Source organism: Rhodococcus sp. T2V, from assembly GCF_029269925.1.
Taxonomy (GTDB): domain Bacteria; phylum Actinomycetota; class Actinomycetes; order Mycobacteriales; family Mycobacteriaceae; genus Rhodococcus_F; species Rhodococcus_F koreensis.
Genome location: NZ_JARJBD010000015.1, coordinates 1 through 19,293 on the forward strand (window position 1 = coordinate 1; position 19,293 = coordinate 19,293).

Annotated in this window: 18 protein-coding genes; 12 read left to right on the top strand and 6 right to left on the bottom strand. The window is 67.5% G+C overall.

What is annotated here, in order from left to right:
* Window positions 1-236: 236 nt before the first annotated feature.
* Complete coding sequence (locus P3H15_RS14980; protein WP_276137962.1) at window positions 237-764, top strand: Lrp/AsnC family transcriptional regulator; 528 nt, start codon at window positions 237-239, stop codon at window positions 762-764.
* 8 nt (window positions 765-772) lie between these two features.
* Here P3H15_RS14980 and P3H15_RS14985 read toward each other — a convergent pair whose 3' ends face one another.
* Entirely contained in the window at window positions 773-973 is a 201-nt protein-coding gene (locus P3H15_RS14985) for a hypothetical protein (RefSeq protein WP_276137963.1), read from the bottom strand.
* Here P3H15_RS14985 and P3H15_RS14990 point away from each other — a divergent pair.
* The 3 genes from P3H15_RS14990 (at window position 972) to P3H15_RS15000 (ending at window position 4,941) form a co-directional block, all read left to right on the top strand.
* Complete coding sequence (locus P3H15_RS14990; RefSeq protein WP_276137964.1) at window positions 972-2,198, top strand: Glu/Leu/Phe/Val dehydrogenase dimerization domain-containing protein; 1,227 nt, start codon at window positions 972-974, stop codon at window positions 2,196-2,198. The genes P3H15_RS14985 and P3H15_RS14990 overlap by 2 nt on opposite strands.
* A gap of 16 nt (window positions 2,199-2,214) precedes the next feature.
* Window positions 2,215-3,636: an amino acid permease gene (locus P3H15_RS14995; RefSeq protein ID WP_276137965.1), complete on the top strand. Its 1,422-nt coding sequence runs from the start codon at window positions 2,215-2,217 to the stop codon at window positions 3,634-3,636.
* 135 nt (window positions 3,637-3,771) lie between these two features.
* On the top strand, window positions 3,772-4,941 hold the full coding sequence (locus P3H15_RS15000) for an NADH:flavin oxidoreductase (protein WP_276137966.1): 1,170 nt from the start codon (window positions 3,772-3,774) through the stop codon (window positions 4,939-4,941).
* Window positions 4,942-4,962: 21 nt separating this feature from the next.
* Here P3H15_RS15000 and P3H15_RS15005 read toward each other — a convergent pair whose 3' ends face one another.
* Together P3H15_RS15005 and P3H15_RS15010 are read right to left on the bottom strand one after the other, a co-directional pair.
* Window positions 4,963-6,504 carry a DASS family sodium-coupled anion symporter gene (locus P3H15_RS15005; RefSeq protein WP_276137967.1) on the bottom strand — a complete coding sequence of 514 codons (1,542 nt, stop codon included), beginning with the start codon at window positions 6,502-6,504 and terminating at the stop codon, window positions 4,963-4,965.
* A gap of 1 nt (window position 6,505) precedes the next feature.
* Window positions 6,506-7,906: an adenylosuccinate lyase family protein gene (locus tag P3H15_RS15010; protein ID WP_276137968.1), complete on the bottom strand. Its 1,401-nt coding sequence runs from the start codon at window positions 7,904-7,906 to the stop codon at window positions 6,506-6,508.
* A gap of 181 nt (window positions 7,907-8,087) precedes the next feature.
* Between P3H15_RS15010 and P3H15_RS15015 the strand changes: the two genes are divergently transcribed.
* Window positions 8,088-9,110 (top strand): LacI family DNA-binding transcriptional regulator, encoded by a 1,023-nt coding sequence (locus P3H15_RS15015; protein WP_276137969.1) that lies wholly within the window; start codon window positions 8,088-8,090, stop codon window positions 9,108-9,110.
* 10 nt (window positions 9,111-9,120) lie between these two features.
* Here the strand turns inward: P3H15_RS15015 and P3H15_RS15020 are convergent, their stop codons facing one another.
* Both P3H15_RS15020 and P3H15_RS15025 read right to left on the bottom strand, forming a co-directional pair.
* Window positions 9,121-9,609, bottom strand: a complete 489-nt coding sequence (locus P3H15_RS15020) for an SRPBCC family protein (protein ID WP_276137970.1) — start codon at window positions 9,607-9,609, stop codon at window positions 9,121-9,123.
* Entirely contained in the window at window positions 9,606-9,938 is a 333-nt protein-coding gene (locus tag P3H15_RS15025; protein WP_072944441.1) for a helix-turn-helix transcriptional regulator, read from the bottom strand. Before P3H15_RS15025 ends, P3H15_RS15020 begins: the two co-directional genes overlap by 4 nt.
* Window positions 9,939-10,038: 100 nt before the next feature.
* Here P3H15_RS15025 and P3H15_RS15030 point away from each other — a divergent pair, with 100 nt between their 5' ends.
* The 7 genes from P3H15_RS15030 (at window position 10,039) to P3H15_RS15060 (ending at window position 18,554) form a co-directional block, all read left to right on the top strand.
* Window positions 10,039-10,725 (top strand): TetR/AcrR family transcriptional regulator, encoded by a 687-nt coding sequence (locus P3H15_RS15030; RefSeq protein WP_276137971.1) that lies wholly within the window; start codon window positions 10,039-10,041, stop codon window positions 10,723-10,725.
* A gap of 214 nt (window positions 10,726-10,939) precedes the next feature.
* The gene (locus P3H15_RS15035) at window positions 10,940-12,271 is read left to right on the top strand and encodes an MFS transporter (RefSeq protein WP_276137972.1); all 1,332 of its coding nucleotides are present in this window, start codon (window positions 10,940-10,942) and stop codon (window positions 12,269-12,271) included.
* Between the two features lie 47 nt (window positions 12,272-12,318).
* Entirely contained in the window at window positions 12,319-13,410 is a 1,092-nt protein-coding gene (locus P3H15_RS15040; protein ID WP_276137973.1) for a Gfo/Idh/MocA family protein, read from the top strand.
* Between the two features lie 43 nt (window positions 13,411-13,453).
* Window positions 13,454-13,921 (top strand): type II 3-dehydroquinate dehydratase, encoded by a 468-nt coding sequence (gene aroQ, locus P3H15_RS15045; RefSeq protein ID WP_276137974.1) that lies wholly within the window; start codon window positions 13,454-13,456, stop codon window positions 13,919-13,921.
* A complete protein-coding gene (locus tag P3H15_RS15050) occupies window positions 13,918-14,727 on the top strand; it encodes a sugar phosphate isomerase/epimerase (protein WP_276137975.1) in 810 nt (269 codons plus the stop codon). Before aroQ ends, P3H15_RS15050 begins: the two co-directional genes overlap by 4 nt.
* Before the next feature lie 151 nt (window positions 14,728-14,878).
* Window positions 14,879-16,153, top strand: coding sequence for a glycosyltransferase 87 family protein (locus P3H15_RS15055; RefSeq protein ID WP_276137976.1), 1,275 nt, complete (start codon window positions 14,879-14,881; stop codon window positions 16,151-16,153).
* A 100-nt stretch (window positions 16,154-16,253) separates the two neighbouring features.
* Window positions 16,254-18,554 carry a serine/threonine-protein kinase gene (locus P3H15_RS15060; RefSeq protein ID WP_276137977.1) on the top strand — a complete coding sequence of 767 codons (2,301 nt, stop codon included), beginning with the start codon at window positions 16,254-16,256 and terminating at the stop codon, window positions 18,552-18,554.
* 99 nt (window positions 18,555-18,653) lie between these two features.
* On the opposite strand, the gene P3H15_RS15065 is transcribed toward P3H15_RS15060, so the two are convergent.
* Window positions 18,654-19,280, bottom strand: a complete 627-nt coding sequence (locus P3H15_RS15065; protein WP_276137978.1) for a TetR/AcrR family transcriptional regulator — start codon at window positions 19,278-19,280, stop codon at window positions 18,654-18,656.
* Window positions 19,281-19,293: the final 13 nt, after the last annotated feature.

Sequence of the window (19,293 nt, forward strand, 5' to 3'; positions counted from 1 at the left end):
CGAGGTCGAGACCTGCCAGGCGTTCCTTGTCGGTGAGAGTCTGCTCGATCGTCATCGCTGTCTTCCTGTTTCGGGGACGGAGGGCTTGGCCTGTTGTGTGGGTCACTACGAAAACCCAGACCGGCCACATAGGCAACCGAGCCAGCAGAAGCTAGCCTCGGTGCCACCTTCGGGCGCCTCGAGGACGGTTTTCTTATACAGTCGGACTAGTTGAATCCTTTCGGAGAGGTCTGGCCATGAAGGACGCAGTGCAGTTGGACGAGCTCGACTTCGCCCTCCTCGACGCCATGCACGACGACCCGAAGGCCGGCGTGCTGGAACTGTCGCGCCGGATCAAGGTCGCGCGGGCCACCGTTCAGGCGCGGGTGCGCAAACTGGAGGAGTCGGGCGTGATCGCCGGGTACGAGCCGCGCCTCGACATCGCCGCCGCGGGATTCGACGTGCAGGCGTTCGTCACACTGGAGACGGCGCAGGGCGCACTCGACTCCGTGACATCGGAACTCGAATCGATTCCCGGGGTGCTCGAGGCCTTCGCGACCACCGGTTCCGGCGACATCCTGTGCCGCATCGCAGCCGGCTCCCATCTCGGGCTGCAGCAGACGCTGATCGATCTGAACAAGTCGAGCGTCGTCGCCCGGTCCACCAGCGTGATGGTGCTGTCGGTGATCGTCCCGTACCGGTCGATGCCACTCCTGCGGACGCTCGACCGACCGCGTCCGGCGAAGGCACCGGCCTACCGCACCGCGCCCGTTGACGCGGATTAGCAACGCGATCACCGCTTCTGCTGCACAAACTGAATAGAAAATCGACGAACTTCTTTCTCGGTGATGTTCACCGTGGCTATCTGCTGCACAGCCGGTTGCGGCGCACGAGTGGTGCCCACCACAGTGATCGCCGTAACAGCGCGGGCACGGCCGGGAACACCGGCCGGATCGCCCCGACCCCCGGCCGTCCAGAAACCGAGAGAAGCCATGAAGAATCTGCTCACCCGATTCGAAGAGAAGGCCCCCGAGATCGTCTTCGAGTGGCACGACACGGAGACCTCCGCCCGCGGATGGACGGTGATCAACTCCCTGCGCGGCGGTGCTGCCGGCGGCGGCACCCGGATGCGCCGCGGTCTCGATCGGCGCGAGGTGGAGTCGCTCGCCAAGACCATGGAGGTCAAGTTCACCGTGTCGGGTCCGGCCATCGGCGGCGCGAAGTCGGGCATCGACTTCGACCCGACCGACCCGCGCAAGGACGACGTGCTGCGCCGCTGGTTCAAGGCCGTGACCCCGCTGCTGAAGTCGTACTACGGCACCGGCGGCGACCTGAACGTCGACGAGATGGCCGAGGTCGTGCCGATCACCGAGAGCTACGGGCTGTGGCATCCGCAGGAAGGCGTCGTCAACGGGCACTTCGCGGCCACCGATCGGGAGCGGGTGCAGCGGGTCGGACAGCTGCGCCTGGGTGTCGCGAAGGTCGTCGAGGATGCGCGGTTCACACCCGATCCGCAGGCGAAGTACACGGTGTCGGATCTGATCACCGGGTGGGGTGTCGCCGAATCGGTGCGGCACTACTACCGGGTCTACGGCGGCGAACTGGCCGGCAAGCGAGTGATCATGCAGGGCTGGGGCAACGTCGGCGCCGCCGCCGCGTACTACTTGGCGCAGTCCGGTGCCCGGATCGTCGGCATCCTCGACCGCAACGGTGGACTCAACAACACCGACGGCTACGACTTCGAGCAGATCCGCGCGCTGTTCCTGGCCAAGCAGGGCAACGAACTGCGCGCGGCCGGCATGGCGCCGTTCGAGGAGATCAACGAGACGATCTGGAGTTCCGGCGCCGAGATCTTCCTCCCCTGCGCCGCATCCCGTCTCGTGACCCGCGAGCAGGTGGACCGGTTGATCGCGGGCGGTCTCGAGGTGGTGGCGAGCGGCGCCAACGTGCCGTTCGCGGACGACGAGATCTTCTACGGCCCCACCTACGAATACGCCGACAAGAGCGTCGCCGTCGTCCCCGACTTCATTGCCAACTGCGGCATGGCCCGGGCGTTCGCGCTGCTGATGGAGGGCGACATCGAGGTGTCGGACGAGGCGATCTTCGGCGACGTCTCCGTCACCGTGGCGACGGCGCTCGAGCGCTGCTTCGCGCGTTCGTCGCAGCCGACCGGAATCGCCGGTACCGCGTTCGAGATCGCACTCGATCAGCTCGTCTGACGGCACGGGAGACCCCATGAACACAGTTCACGACCCATCGGCCTCCACCACGCGCCTGCAGCAGGCGATGAAACCGCGGCAGCTGGTGATGATGAGTCTGGGCGGCGCGATCGGTGCCGGACTGTTCGTCGGCTCCGGCGCGGGCATCGCCGTCGCCGGGCCCGCCGTCCTCGTCTCCTTCCTCATCGCCGGGTTCCTCGTCGTCCTCGTCATGCGGATGATGGGCGAGATGGTGGCCGCCGACCCGGACAGCGGCGCGTTCTCCGTGCACGCCGAGAAGGCGATGGGCCCGATCGCCGGCCGGACCATCGGCTGGCTCTACTGGGTGCAGGTCGTCATCGTGGTCGCCGCGGAAGCGACCGCGGCGGCGGCGATCACCGCCGCGTCCCTCCCGGCGGTGCCGCAGTGGGTGGCGGCCCTGGCGTACATGAGTGTGCTGACCGCGGTGAACCTGGCGGGCGTTTCCCGCTTCGGTGAGTTCGAATTCTGGTTCGCCGCACTGAAGATCGTGGCGATCGTCGCGTTCCTCGCGGTCGGCTGCGCGATGATCCTCGGCTGGATTCCGAGCTTCGACGCGCCCGGTTTGTCGAACCTCGCCGGCCACGGCGGTTTCGCCCCCACCGGAGTCACCGGCATCGCGGCCGGCCTGCTGATCGTGGTCTTCGCGTTCGGCGGCACCGAGGTGATGGCCATCGCGGCCGCCGAGACGTCGGAGCCCCGGCGCAACGTGAGCCGCGCGGTGCGGTCGATCGTGTGGCGGATCCTGGTGTTCTACATCGGTTCCGTCCTGATCATGGTGACGGTGCTGCCGTGGACCGCAGACGAACTCGCGACGGGTCCGTTCGTCGCGGTCCTGAACGCCGCGCACGTGCCCGGCGCCGGCGCCGTCATGACCGTCGTCGTGGTCATCGCGCTGCTGTCGTCGCTGAACGCCATGCTGTTCAGCGGTTCCCGGATGATCTACTCGCTGTCCGAGCGCGGGGCGGCCGCGAAGGTGTTCGGCCGGGTGTCGGGCAACGGCGTTCCCCGCGTGGCGGTGCTGGCGTCGGTGGCGTTCGGTTTCGTCACCGTCGTCCTCAACTACCTGGCACCGGATCGTGTGCTCCCGCTGCTGCTCAACGCGGTCGGCTCGACGATCCTGGTGTTGTGGACGTTCGTGACGGTCTCGCAGATCGTGCTGCGGCGGCGCGCCGAGAAGTCGGGCCGGACGGATCTGCCGCTGAAGATGTGGGGTTTCCCGTACCTGTCGTATGTCGCCCTCGCGCTGCTGGCCGCGGTCGCGGTGCTGGCATTGTTCGACGACGCGGCACGCAACCAGCTGTTCGCGACGCTCACGTTCACGTGTGCGATCACGCTCGCCTGCTGGGTGCTCGGGCGCAGGCAACGCGACACCACCGGCGGTGAAGCGCCGGAGAAGCTGCCCGAGACCGTCGGCTGAGAGGCCACCGCCGCACGCTCACGGACGTCGAGGGGTCGTCCGCGAGAGTGCGGTGGTGTCCCGCTCAGCGGACACCTCCCGGTCGCCGAACGTCCCCGCGGCCTACCGTCGGCTGCACGCGACGAAGGGCCGGGAATGACCACACCTCCAGACGTTTTCGCTCCAGCCACGCTGGGCCCCATCACGATACGCAACCGCATCATCAAGTCGGCCACGTTCGAGGGCCGCACCCCCGACGCCCTGGTCACCGACGAATTGATCGAATTCCACCGCCGCCCCGCCGCGGGCGGGGTCGGGATGTCGACGGTGGCCTACTGCGCCGTGGCACCGGAGGGCCGCACCGAGCGCGGGCAGTTGTGGATGCGCCCGGACGCCGTGCCCGGGCTGCGCCGACTCACCGACGCCATCCACGCCGAGGGTGCGGCCGCATCCGCCCAACTCGGGCACGCCGGACCCGTCGCGAACGAGAAGTCCACCGGACTGCCCGCGCTCGCACCGTCGCGGTCGTTCAATCCGCTGAGCATGCGGATGATCCGCGGCGCCACCACCGCCGACATCACCCGGATCACCGCCGCCCACGGCACCGCGGCACGGCTCGCCGTGGAGTCCGGCTTCGACGCCGTCGAGATCCACTTCGGCCACAACTACTTCGCCAGTTCCTTCCTCAGCCCGAAGCTGAACCGGCGCAACGATTCCTACGGTGGATCGCTCGAGAACCGGGCCCGGGTGGTGCGGGACGTCGCCCGCACCGTGCGCGACGCCGTCGGCGGCCGGATCGCGATCCTCGCCAAGTTGAACATGGACGACGGCGTCCCCGGCGGGTTCTGGCTCGACGAGGCCATCCAGGTCGCCCGACTGCTGGAGCACGACGGCAGCGTCGACGCCCTCGAACTCACCATGGGCAGTTCGCTTCTCAATCCCATGTACCTGTTCAAGGGTGAGGCGCCGGTGCGGGAGTTCGCCGCCGCCATGCCGCAGCCCGTCCGCCTCGGCGTGCACCTGGTCGGCAAGTCGATGCTCCACGCCTACCCGTACCGCGACCTGTTCATGCTCGAGCACGCCCGCCAGATCCGTGCGGCGGTGGCGTTGCCGCTCGTCCTGCTCGGCGGAGTCACCGACCGGGCGGGGATGGACACCGCCATGGCCGAGGGCTTCGAATTCGTCGCCATGGCCCGCGCGTTGCTGCGCGAACCCGACCTGGTGAACCGTATCCGGTCCGAGCCTCGCACCGAATCGTTGTGCATCCACTGCAACAAATGCATGCCCACCATTTTCAGCGGAGCGCGCTGCGTGCTCGTCGACTGATTCGCGGCACGGTCGGCCCGCTCACACGTGGAGCGCGAGGAGGGATCCGATCCCGACGACGGCGCCGAAGATCAGTGGGATGCAGATGATGTCGATGAAGATGCCGGTGCTGATCATCTTGATCATCGGCACGTAGCCCGATCCGTAGACGATGGCGTTCGGTGGCGTCGAGACCGGGAGCATGGCGCCGGCATTCGCGCCGAACACGCCGGCCATGGCCGGGATGATCGGGTCGACGCCGATGGCGAGGGCGATCGGGATGATGATCGGGACGACGATGCCGACGCTGGCCGTGTTGCTGGTGGTCTCGGAGATGACCAGCCCCATAACGATGGCGATCAGGGCGAGGACCCAGGAACTCTGCACACCCGTGGCCCGGGCGATGGCGGTGCCGAGGGTTTCGGCGAGTCCGGTGGCGTTCATCATGGTGCCGATCGTCAGGCCGGCGCCGACGAGGAGAACTGTGCCCCAGTCGATCTTGGCGGCCTCCGACCAGGTGAGGGTGGATTCGCCGCTCCCGTTCCCGCGGGGCAGGAAGAACAGCAGACCGGCGGTGAGGACGACGACGGATCCCTCGTTGAGGTGATCGGTGAAGGCGGTGACGATCGGGCTCGTGACGCCGAAGGTGGTGACGAGGGAGGGCAACACCCAGAGGACGACGGTGACGAGGAAGATCACCAGGACGTTGCGTTCGCCGCGGTTCATCGGGCCGAGGTCCGCGTAGTGGGCGCGGAAGTAGTCCTGGCCGCCGCGGATGTGCTTCACCTCGGGTCGGTTGACGAGGATCAGCGCGACCCACATGACCGCACCCATCACCAGGAGGTACGGCGCGGACATCGAGATCCAGTCGAACAGTTCGACCTGGTAGCCGGTCATCCGCTCGATGGTGCCGCGGCCGATGACGTTGGCGATGCCGGTGATCGGCGTGAGGACCGAACCGATGCTCGCGCCGTAGGCGATGGACAGCATGAGCAGGCAGGAGAACTTGGTGCGGTTGGTCCTGATGCCCGGGTTCTGTTCCTGAATGAGATCGCCGATCGTCTTGACCACGCCGATGCCGATGGGAAGCAGCATCGCGGCGGTGGCGGACGACGACACGAACATCGAGAGGATGCAGGCGACGACACCGAAAGCGGCTGCGGTGCGGTATGTGCTGTTGCCGATTCCCGGGAACGAGAGCACCTTGAGCGCGAAGCGTCGGTCCAGCCCGTGCACCGTCATCGCGCGAGCCAGGATGAATGCGCCGATCACCAGGAACACCGTCGCGGAGCCGAACGACCCGTACACCTCCTGGGGTGTGCCGACGCCGAGAACCACGAGTAGGGCGATGCCGATCAGCGCGGTCACCGGGATGGGGACGGGTTCGGTGATCCACAGCAGGACCACGACGGTCAGGACCGCGAGCATGGCCTGCTGGGAATTCGGCATGTCGATCGGCAGCACCAGGATGCCGATGAGCAGGGGCAGCGCGGCGATCAGTCCGAGACGTCCGCGGATGTAGTCGAAGCGTTCCTCTCCAACGAGTTTCGGTGGCTGCTCCGTCGCGGGGGCGAGAGTGCTCATGTCAGATCCTTGCCAGCTGAGGAATGGAGGGCAGGGCTTCGTCGACGACGGCACCGCTGTGCCATCCGCGGACGGCGCTCGCGGCGATGTCCTTCGCCTCACCGAGGTAATCGTCGGCGGTGACGAGTTGCGCGGGCAGCAGTTCGGCGACGCCGGCCTCCGCCGCGACCTCGCGCAGGGTGTCGGCGAGCACGCGATGCGTGGTCCGGGCGCGGGTCGCGGCGGTGTAGAGCAGGTCGTGGGCGCGTTCGCGGCCCAGGGCTTCGGCGAGTTGGATCATCTGCGCCTCGGCCATGACCAGCCCGCCGTCGAGGTCGAGGTTCGCGCGCATCCTGCCGGCGTCGACCCGCATGCCCGTGACGATGACCAGCGCCTCGGACAGGGCACTGCCGGCCAGGACCCCGAGTTGCGGGATCACCTGCCATTCGATCTGCCACTCGCCGGCGCTGCGTTCGTGGCCGGCCTCCTGGATGCGGCTCAGCGACGACAGCAGCGCCCCGGCGGTCTGGGACAGTCCGATGATGGCCTCCGACGAGATCGGGTTGACCTTCTGCGGCATCGTCGACGACGCACCGCGGTGGCTGTTGTAGGGCTCGAAGACCTCGCCGATCTCGGTGCGGGAGAGGTCGACGATGTTGCGGGCGAGCTTGGCGCACGTCGCCGCGACAGTGGCGCAGAGCCAGCCGTATTCGGCGACACCGTCGCGGTCGACGTGCCACGGGATGTCGGCGTCCTGCAGGCCGAGCAGATCGGCGACGCGGGTCCGGACGTCCGCGGATTTCGCTCCGAGCGCCGCGGACGTGCCGCCCGCCCCGAACAGGGAGACCACGGCGATCCGCGGCACCGCCTGCTGGAGCCGTTCGCGGTGGCGGGTGAACTGACCCAGCAGCGTCGCGAGGGTGGCGCCGAACGTGGTCGGCACCGCCTGCTGGGCGTGGGTGCGGCCGGGCATCACGGTGCCGGCGTGGGCTTCGACCTGGACCGCGAGCGCATCGCCGAGTTCACCGAGCTGCCAGTCGAGCGCGGCCAGCGACCGCGCGAGCTGCAGCGCGAGCCCGGTGTCCATGATGTCCTGCGTGGTCGCACCGTAGTGGACTCGGCCGTTCGGCCCGTCCGGCAGCGCCGCGGAGATCTGCCGCACCAGCCCGAGGATCGGGTAGCCGACGTTCTTGGACGTCTCCCACAGGGCGTCGCGGTCGATGGTGTCGATCCGGGCGGCTGCGGCGATCGCCGCGGCGTCGTCCGCCGAGATCACCCCGTGCTCACCCTGCGCGATGGCAAGGGCCCGCTCGGTGGCCAGCCAGCTCTCGATGCAGCTGTCGGCGGAAAAGATGTCGAGTTGCGCCTCGTCTCCTGCCAGGTGGGTGAGGAGGGAGAACGGGTTTTTTGCCTGAATGGACACGAAGGGCCTTTCGCCTGACGTAGTGGATCACCCACATCCGCGACTGTGACTCACGCCATGTGGAATCGGTTCCACACCACTGTGGGGCAAGCCACTCGTTCTGTCAAGAGAGGTGAGTTCACCCGCCGTCGGCTCCGCCCTCGACGGCTTTACCTGCGAATATGTTGGGTATGGTGGGTTTGTGCCCAAACTTCAGGACGTCGCCGCGCTGGCCAAGGTGGGGGTGGGTACCGCCTCACGCGCGATGAGCGGGCGTGGCTACGTGGATCCCGATACGCGCAAGAGAATCCTCGAGGCGGCCGACGCATTGGGCTACCGGCCCAACAAGGTCGCCCAGGCACTGCGCGAGAACAAGACGCGCGTCGTCGGATTGCTGCTCCCCGACATCTCGAACGAGTTCTACACCGACAGCGCCGCCGTGCTGCAGTCCGTCCTGTTCGAGGCCGGATTCCAGCTCGTCGTCAGCGCGAGCGGCAACGATCCCGAATCCGAGGAACGCGGACTGCGCTCCCTGCTCGATCACCGCGTCGACGGAATCATCCACGTCCCCGTCGACGCTCGGCGCGCACTGCCGGCCGGCGTGCCGATCGTGCAACTCAACCGTCACTCGGTCCCGCTACAGACCGATGCAGTCGTCAGCGACGACGAATTCGGCATCGAAGCGATCACCGACCTGGCCCTGCAGGCGGGACACACCGATCTCGCACTCGTCATCGGCGGGGCCGATCACAGCACCACCGCCGACCGCATGCGCGGGTTCCGCAACGCCGTCGACCGTGCGGGAATACCGGAGGCGCCCAAGGGAACCGCCGGCCACCGCTTCCGCATTCTCGAGGGCGACTTCACCTCCGAATGGGGGCGGAACGCGATGCACGCGATCGCCGGCGACCTGCCGGGCGTCGTCATCGCCGCCAGTAGCCGGATCGCGCTGGGCGTCCTGCACGCCTGCTCCGATCTCGGCCTGTCGGTGCCCGGCCACCTGTCCGTCGCCGCGCACGGAAACCCCGAATGGTACGAGGTGTTTCCGCCCGGAATCACGTCCTACGCGCCGCCCCTGGCCGAGATGGGGCAGGAGGCGGCGGTACGGATCCTCGCCAAGATGGAGGCCGGCACCGGGGACGGCGCCCCCACCACGACGAGACTGAGAGGAGAAGTCCACCACCGTCATTCGATCGGTGGCAGCCTCTCCGCCCCCACGCCGTGACCGACTCCGGTCACCAGCTCGTCTGCGCCAGCACCGCATCCAGTGCCGCGTAGCTCTCGTTCATGCCGCCCTCCATGCCGGACTGCAGCATGCCGTCGCGCTCCTCGGGGGTGTGGAACTGACTGACGACGGACAGCTTGGTGCGTCCGTCACCGAGGTCGGTGTAGGTGTTGTTCTCGACGATGACGTGGCCCGGCATGCCGTCCCACTCGAACGTGTACACCAGGCGCTCCTCCGGGGTGATCTCCCGGAATCTGCCCTCGAAACCGTGGGTCTCGCCGTCCGCGTGTTCGACGAAGCGCCAGTGCCCGCCGCGTTCGAATTCCCAGCGTTCGACGTCGAGTTCGTTTCCGCGACCCCACCACTGGGCGAGCAGTTCCGGTCTCGTGAACGCGGCCCACACGCGTTCGCGGGGAGCGTTGAAGATGCGTTCGACGTGGATCTCCCGGTCCGTCGGCGTCGAGACGGTCGCGGTCGTGGGAGTCTGCGAGGTGCTCATGACGTGCCTTCCGTTCGATTGAGGAATTCGTCCAGACGGTCCAGGCGCCCTTCGAGCGACAGTTGGTAGTCGCGGATCCAGGCCACCTCACGCTCGAGGGCATTGGTCCCCAGCATGCAGTACCGCACCCGGCCACGCTTCTCGGTCACGACCATCCCGGCCTCCTCGAGCAGTCGAACGTGCTTCTTGATGCCGGTGAGGGTCATCTCGAAGAGTTCGGCGAGGTCGCTGATCGAGCAGGCGCCGTCACCGAGCCGGCGGAGAATCCCACGTCGCGTGGGGTCTGCGAGTGCGGCGAACGTAGCGTCGAGAGCCGAATACTGAACCATCCAGTTCAGTGTTGCACCAACCCCCGCCCCGGTCAAGACCGGCGCCGAGGGACCCACGAACGTTTCGGGCGCTCGGATAAGCTTGGGCCGTGGTCCACCGATGACAGCGTCGCCCGACGAACACGAAGAGGCGATCCGCGATCGCCCGCACAGTCGCGCCACGCCCGCGAGAGCGCGGCGCAATCCCGCACTCGTTCAGGCCGACATCCTCGAGGTCGCGACCGCGGAGTTCGCCGAGAAGGGCCTGTCCGGCGCCAGCGTCAACGAGATCGCCGAGAAGACGCAGACCACCAAACGCATGATCTATTACTACTTCGGCGGCAAGGAAGGTCTGTACACCGCCGTCCTCGAGCGCAATTACAAACTCATCCGGGAACTCGAACACGAGGTGGACCTCGAACACGCCGAACCGGTCGATGCGCTGAGGTTGATCGCAGAGTTGACATTCGACCACCACGACACGCATCGCGCCTACGTCCGCCTCGTCAGCGGAGAAAACATGATGAAAGGCAAGTACATTCGGCAGTCCGACGAGGTGGCCGGACTCGGCATGCCCGTGCTGGCGGTACTCGAGGACGTGCTGCGCCGCGGTCAGGAGGCCGGCGTGTTCCGCCGGGACGTCGAGGCCATCGACGTCCACATGCTCATCAACAGCGTGTCGCTGTTCCGCATCTCCAACCAGTACACGTTCGACGCGCTGTTCCAGCGCGATCTCGCCGCCGACGAGCTGCGATCGCACCTGCGCACCGTCATCGGTGACGTCACGGTTCGCTACGTCTGTATCTGACGGCCCACAAGCCCCTCCACACACCCTTCGCGCCTGCTGAGAGCGGGTTTGTCGCGCCTTTTGTACCTACTGGACACTTTTTGGTCTACGAGGTACAAAGCTATTGCGCCCGTCACATCCAGTGCGCTAGATTCAGGACCTGCGCAGGACGAACTTCCGTTCGCCATACGAACGCCAGTCGGGCGGTGTCATGCACGCACAGAGGAGAGACCGAATGACGACGACTATCGATGCCACGGGCACCGGTCCCCGGACAGACCTGCAGAAGGTCAAACGAGCAGCCACCGCCGCATTTCTCGGCAGCATGCTCGAGTACTACGAGTTCTACATTTACGCCTCCGCGGCCGCCCTGGTCTTCGGCAAGGTCTTCTTCCCCTCGTCCAGCGCGGCCACCGGAACCCTGTTGTCGCTGGCAACGTTCGGCGTCGCGTACATCGCCCGGCCCATCGGAGCGGTCCTGCTGGGACATCTCGGAGACCGCGTCGGGCGGAAGAAGATCATGCTGTTCACGCTCGGATTGATGGGCACGGCAACATTTCTCATCGGCTGCCTGCCCGAGTACAAGCACATCGGAATCTGGGCGCCGATCCTCCTCGTCTGTCTCCGCGTGTGTCAGGGAATCTCGGCAGCCGGCGAGCAGTCCGGAGCCAATTCCCTGACCCTCGAGCACTCCCCGGAACACCGGCGGGCCTTCTTCACCAGCTGGACCCTCACCGGCACGCAGGCCGGCTTCATCCTTGCCACGCTGGTGTTCCTCTCCGTCGCCACCCTGCCCGAAGACCAGCTTCTCAGCTGGGGATGGCGACTCCCCTTCCTCGCCAGCGCCATCGTCGTCTTCGCCGCCTACATCGCGCGACGCAAGCTGGAGGAGCCGGAGGTCTTCACCGAGAATCGCGAGAACGGCGAACTCGAACGCTTTCCCGTCGCGACACTTCTGCGCACCCACGCAACCGACGTGCTGCGAGTGATTCTCTGCGCGTTCCAGTCGGTCGGCGGCACCATCTTCGCGGTCTTCGGACTCGCATTCGCGACCAGCGCCGAGGTCGGCATCAGTCGCCCGACCATGCTCTGGGCGGCCGTCGTCGCCAACGTCGTCGCGTTGTTCATGCAACCCACGCTGGCCGTCCTCGCCGACCGCATCGGCCGCAAGCCGGTATTCATCAGCGGCGTCGTCGGTCTCGCGCTGTCGATCTTCCTCTACTTCTGGGCGATCTCCACCGCGAACGTGGTACTCATCTTTGCCGGCGCGATCGTCTTCACCGGGATCTGCTACAGCGCACCGAATGCCATCTTCCCGTCGTTCTACGCGGAGATGTTCAACACGAAGGTGCGATTCTCCGGGATGGCGCTCGGAACCCAGATCGGGTTCGCCTTTGCCGGTTTCGCACCCACCATCGCATGGACCATCGTCGGCGACAGCCGAACGAACTGGATCCCCGTTGCCGTCCTGGTGGCCGTGGCGTGCCTGATCTCGGCAGCGGCGGCCTCCACCGCACGCGAGACGTACAAGACACCGCTCGCGCAGCTCGGCAAGCCCATCGCCTGACTGTCGCCACCCATCCTTCACACGTTTACGACGACAAGGAAGAACCCATGACCACCACACGCTTGAAAATCGGAATCGTCGGGTGCGGCAAGATCGCCATCAACCACGCCAAGGCTCTGCACGCCATGCCCGAGGTGGAACTGGTCGCCTGCAGTGACACCGACCAGGCCAGAGCCGAATCCTTCGCTGCCACACACGGAATTGCCCACGCCTACGACGACCTCGAGGCTCTGCTCGGCAGCGGTCTCGACGCCGTGACCATCTGCACCCCGCACCCGACCCACGAAGCGATCGTCCTCGCGGCCGCCGAACACGGACTGCACGTGCTGTGCGAGAAGCCGATCGCGATCACGCTCGACGAGGCCGACCGCATGGTCGAGGCGACGGCCGCCGCGGGGGTGAAGTTCGGTGTGCTGTTCCAGCGCCGATTCTGGCCTGCCGCTCAGCGCATCCGCGCCGCCATCGATGCCGGCGCGCTCGGCGGCGAACCCGTCGTCGCCACCTGCACCGTACGCCTCGGCCGCGACCGCGAGTACTACACCTCCGACCCGTGGCGCGGCCGCTGGGACACCGACGGTGGCGGGGTGCTGATGACTCAGGCCATTCATTACATCGACCTGCTGCAGTGGTTCATGGGCGACGCCGTCGAGGTGAGTGGTCATATCGACACCCTGGTGCACGGCGACTACATCGAGGTGGAGGACACGGTCGCGGCCACCGTGAAGTTCTCGTCGGGCGGACTCGCCACCATCACCGCCGGCACGACTTTCACACCCGGTCTCGGTACCCAGATCGTGGTCGGTGGACGCAACGGGCGCACCGTGAGCCTGACGGAATTTCCCGAGGGAATGCCGGCGGTCAACGACATCTGGACCGTCGAGGGCGAGGAGGAGTACCTGCAGATGCACTCGACGGACATCGAATCGGATCCGCCGCTCTCGCAGATCCATGTCGGTCTCGCGCCGTTCCATCAGATGCAGATCGAGGACTTCGTCCACGCCATCGTCGACGACCGCGCGCCCGCGGTCTCCGGACGCGACGCACGTCGCGCGCTCGAGATCGTCCTCGCCATCTACGAGTCCTCCCGGACCGGGCAACCCGTCGCACTCACCTCGGGCGCCCTCGCCGGACTGCAGTAACTGCACCGCAACATTTTTCACTCCGTCAGGCGAGGACGACACGATGCATTCACCGACCTTCCTGGTCGTCAACGGACCGAACCTCAACATGCTCGGCACGAGGCAGCCCGAACACTACGGTCACCACACCCTCGACGACGTCCGCACACTGTGCGAGCGGACCGCCGAACCCCTGAACGTCGAATTGACGTTCTTCCAGTCGAATCACGAAGGCGCGGTGATCGACCGCATCCATCAGGCCCGGGGATCCGCACACGCGATCGTGATCAACCCCGGCGCGTGGACCCACACGTCCGTGGCCCTTCGCGACGCGCTGGTGGTCCCGGAGATCCCGGTCGTCGAGGTGCACATCAGCAACATTCACGCCCGCGAGGAGTTCCGTCATCGCTCCTTCGTCTCGCCGATCGCGAGTGCCGTCATCGCCGGTGCCGGGATCACCGGGTACAAGTTCGCGATCGAACACCTCGCGGCCGTGCTGGCCCCGGCAGAAGGGGACGTGATCCGGCCATGACCGACAGACCACTGCTGTCCCTCTCGCCGCTCACTGCCGTCGACGCCTCACCACCGGATCTGGTGGCCGCGGCCGCCGACGCCGGCTTCGACTGTGTGGGAATCCGGGCGAGAGCGGCCGCCACCGACACTCAATGGCCCATGCTCGACAACGGCCCGATGGTCCGGGAGACGCGCCGCCGTGCCGACGACCTGGGCATCGAGATCCTGGACGTCGAGGTCCTGCGGATCACCGGCACCGACGACGTGGAGGTCGCCCTGCGGGTCCTCGATGCAGCGCACGCACTGCGTGCGAGCTATGTGCTGGTGAACGGCAACGACCCGGAGCCCACCCGGCAAGCCGATACCTTCGCACACCTGTGCCGTGAGGCGGAACAACGAGGGGTGTCGCTGGCGCTGGAGTTCATGGCCTTCAGCCGGATCCGGACCCTCGATGACGCCACCGCCGTGCTGACGCACGCTGCCAGTCCCGCCGCGGTGCTGGTCGTCGACGCACTGCACCTGGCTCGGACCGGCAGCACGGCCGACGAGGTCCGGGCTGTTCCCGACCGCTGGCTGTCGTACGCCCAGCTGTGCGACGCCCCGAAAGAGGCGCCGACCGATCACGCCGGACTGATCACCGAGGCGCGCACCGACCGGCTGCTGCCCGGCGAGGGCGAACTCCCGTTGCGCGACTTGGTCGGTGCCCTTCCCGCCGGCACCGTCTTCTCCGTGGAGGCCCCGGTCCTCGCTCACACCGGGTGGGCGGTCGGCGACCGAGCCGAGTATGCGTACCGGGCCCTGCGCGACACGGTGTCCGCGGCGTAGGCCCCGGCCGGCGCCGGTGCCCGCGGCATCTCGGCGCCGGTACGGATCGGTAACGAATCCGGACGACCCGCCTGTCGCCGCCCTGGGCATCTCGCGGGCGCCGTTAGCGTCGAACGACGTCGGGACACGTCCGCACACCGAGGGGGCGCAGATGGAATCACGCGTCTTTCCTCGCCGCCCGGCGATCGTGGTGGCGCTCGCGGTGTGCGCGACGTTGGCCGTCGTCGCGGTGCTCGGCACCGTCGACCCGTGGACGCCGAAGATCGGGCTGTTCGCCGGCGGCGCCGATCTGCACGTCTACCGCGACGGCGGCTGGCGGGTTCTGCACGGCCTGCCTCTGTACAGCGGACCCGTCGCGCTGGGGTTGCTCTACACCTACACGCCGTTCTCGGCGATCGCGTTCGTGCCGCTCGAACGCATACCCGGCGCGTACGTCGACAACCTGTGGATGGCGTTCAACCTGGGTGTGCTGGCAGGCTGCATCCTCCTGTGCTGGCGCATCCTCGGATACCGGATCACCCCTTACCTGCTGCCGGTCATCGCGCTGACAACGGTGACCTGCACGTTCGTCGAACCGGTGCGGACGACGCTGTTCTACGGCCAGATCAATCTGGTGCTGATGCTGTGGGTGCTCTGGGACTTCTCCCGACCGGAGCGCAGCGTGCTGCGCGGGGTGGGGATCGGGCTGGGCGCGGCCGTCAAACTGACCCCCGGCTTCTTCGTCGTCCAGCTCCTCGCCCTGCGCCAGTGGCGGGCGGCCGCGGCCGCGACGTCCGTCTTCGCGGGCACGGTGGCGCTCGCCTGGGTGATCGTGCCGGACAACTCCCACCGGTACTGGACCAGCACGTTCTTCGACTCCACCCGCATCGCCGACGACGCGCACCCGTCCAATCAATCGTTGCGGGGAACACTGACCCGGCTCACGGACGGACAGGCGCCGCCGTGGCTGTGGCTGATCCTCGCGGGAGCCGTCGCCGTCGTCGGCCTCGTCGTGTCGGTGCGCCTGTATGAACGCGGCGAGCGGTTGCTGTCGGTGGTGCTCGGCGGGCTCACCGCCGCCGTGGTGTCGCCGTTTTCGTGGAGCCATCACTGGGTGTGGCTGGTGCCGCTGATGGTCTACCTGATGCACCGCGCGGTCTCGGACACCGGACGGTGGTGGTTCGCGTTCGCCGCACTGTTCGCGTCGACGGTGGCGTGGCCGTACTGGTGGAGCCCGGACTTCGCCGTCGTCGGACTGTTCCTGTTCCCGCCGTCGTGGCCGGTCGCGTTCGGGCTGCAGAACATCTACGTGCTCGTGTACGTCCCGGTCCTCGCCTCGGCGATCCGGATGGTCACCCGGCGCACCCGCCATCGGCCGATCCTGACCTCGGTGGTGACGTACCCGCCGGCACCGGAACCGTCGGAGATGTCGCTGCGAAGCGCGTGACGGCACCGCCTTTCCGCACCCCTCGACGCACCGTCGGGAATACCCTGGCAAGTGCACGCCCTGCACAACCTGGACTCTGCACCCCCGGAATCGAACCGCCATGACCGAGCGCCCGCCGAGTGATTCGACGGTCGCGACTGGGCCGCCCACCGAACTGGGCGAGGAAACCCAGCTGCCGCCGTCGACGACGTCGGGCGCCGAGCCGGTGTTCGTCGTCGACAGTGGCGTCGAACGCCTCGTCGCGGATTGGGAGTCGTCGGGTTCGCCGGCGGAGCTCACCGAGTACCTGCCCGACACCGCCGCGATCCGGCGGGCGGCGCTGATCGAGTTGATCAAGGTGGACCTCGAGTATCGGTGGCTGCGTTCGGGCTGCCCGAAACGCATCCCGGAGTACTGCCTCGAATTCCCGGAGTTGCTGGCCGAACCGTTGCCGCCGGAACTCGTCTACCTGGAGTACCGGGTCCGCAGTCGGAGCGGCGCCGACGTCGATCCCGAGGAGTATCTCGCCGAGTACCCGCAGCAGGCGGACCGGTTCGAGACCCTGCTCGAGGACGACCGGCGCATGGACCGGCGCTCGGCGAGCGCGGCACTCGGCCCGGACGACGACTTCGACGTCGGCGGGCGCCTCGACGATTTCGATCTGATGATGGAACTGGGCCACGGCGCGTTCGCGCGGGTGTTCCTGGCCCGGCAGCGGTCGATGCAGCGGTGGGTGGCGCTGAAGATTTCCCGGAACATCGGCAACGAACCGCAGACCCTCGCGCAGCTCGACCACCCGTACATCGTCCGTGTCTACGACCAGCGGGTGCTGGAGGATCGCCGCCTGCGGGTGCTGTTCATGGAGTACGTCCCCGGTGGCACACTCCTCGACGTGGTGCGGCTGGTCCGCAAGACCCCACCCGAGCAACGCTCCGGACAGTTGCTGCTCGATTCGGTCGACCGCGTCCTCGAGGCGCGGGGCGAGATCCGGCCCGAGTACTCGAGTGTGCGGGACGAGATCGCCGCGCTGTCGTGGCCGGAGACCGTCGCCTGGATCGGTCTGCGGCTCGCCGACGCACTCGACTACGCGCGGGCGCACGGCGTCCTGCACCGCGACATCAAACCGGCGAACGTGCTGCTGGGCCTCGAGGGCATCCCGAAGCTGGCCGATTTCAACGTCAGTTCGAGCGACAGCGTCGAGAATCGCGGCGCCGGCGGATTCATCGGCGGCTCTGTCGCCTACATGTCGCCCGAACAGTTGGAGGTGATCGACCCGGACACCCGCCGGACGGCCTCCGACCTCGACACCCGCAGCGACATCTTCGCGCTGGGGGTCATGTTGTGGGAACTGCTGACCGGGGCGCGGCCGTTCCCGGACGACGACGGGACCACGTCGCCGCAGGTACTTCTCGAGTCACGGCGCCGGGGCGTCGATCCGGAGCGGTCCGCGCTCCCCGACGACTGTCCGGCCGCGATGCGGCGGATCCTGGTGAAGTCCCTCGCGCCCGATCGGGACGACCGGTGGTCGAGTGGCCGGAAGCTGACGCGTCAGTTCGCGCTCTGCCTCGACCCGCACGCCCGCGACCTGGTCGACCCGGCCCCGGGCAGCGTCCGGTCGACGATGTGGCGGTGGGCGCTGCCGATCGTGCTCGCCGCGGTCGGCATCCCGAATCTGCTGGCTGCGGGATACAACTACTACTACAACAAGGTCCTCATCATCGCGACGCTGCCCGCCGAGGCGCAGCAGGATCTCGAATTCGTGCACCTGGTGATCGGTGGGATCGCGTTTCCGCTGGGCGCGGTTCTCATCGTCTACTGGTGTCGGCTGTCGCTGACGGTGCCGCGTGGTCTCCGCAACGGCCGAACCTACAGTTCCGAGGTGCTGGAGAAGGCACGGGCCACGACGCTCGGGCTCGGGAATCGGGCGGTGGTGGTCAGCTTCGGGCTGTGGGTCGTCGCCGGGGTCGCCTACCCGATCGCCCTGGAACTCACGGCCGGCGGCATCCCGTTGCGCGCGTACACGCAACTCCTCGCGTCCCTCGCCGTGTGCGGGGCGGTCGCCCTCGCCTACCCGTTCTTCATCCTCACCTTCTACGCGGTGCGGTGCCTCTGCCCGATCCTGCTGTCGCACGGCGAGTTGCGCGGAAGCGACGGCCGCAACATCCGGGCCCTCGGCCGGGGCATGCCGCGGTACCTCGCCGTCGCCGCGGCCGTCCCGCTGATCGGGGTCGCCGGGCTCAGCTTCGTCGGCGGGAGCACCGGCGATGCCGTGAACGCGACGGTCCGCGCGCTGTGCCTGGGCGGCATCTTCGCCTTCATCGCCGTGTACCAGCTGTTCCGAAGGATCGAGAGCGATCTGCGCGCACTCGCGCGGGTCGTGTCGCTGGAGGTGCCGGGATCTCCGACCCGTCGGCGTCGGTAGGAGCGGCCCGGTGGAAAAGAGAAGGCCCCTGGTGCTGCCGGGTCGGGGTCCGACAGCACCATGGGCTCAACAAGTATTTCTCCCGAAGCCCCCTCCGCGTTACACCCCGCGTGTCGAGGTCCCGGCGAGGCCGCCCATCGTCATGTCGTAGAGGGCCGTGGCCAGCTGGTTTCGCCGGTCGCGCAGGTCCCGGCGGAGGTACTCGAGGCCGACCTCGCGGTAGCTGACGGTGAGCACCAGGAGCAGCGCGTCGAGGTCGACACCGGGACCGATCACGGACGGATTCAACGTCACATACGTACGCAACAGGTCGCGGCACCGTTCCTCGATGCGAACCGAACGGTGAGCCGCCAGGGCCAGGTGCGGGGCATCGTTGAGCAGCGAACCGAGGATGTCGCGGTACTCGTCCAGGACGGCGAGGAACTGGGACTGCAGGGCGGCGTCCGCCAAGAATGTGCCCTCCGCGACCGACTGCTCGAGCTGCGCCCCGAACGCGGCCGTGGTTTCCTCCATGATCCGGTCCATCAGGACCTCGATGATCTCGTCCTTGTTCGCGAAGTACTGATACACCGATCCTTTCGAGATGCCCGCCGCGTCCGCGATCGCATTCGTGCTGCAACCGGTGTACCCCTTCGCCCGCAAAACCTGACCAGTTGCCGACAGGATGCGTGCGACCGTCGCCTGCGAACGCTGCTGGGAGGGGTCTTTCCGCTGGCCAGTGCCCATTCGCGCAGCCTTC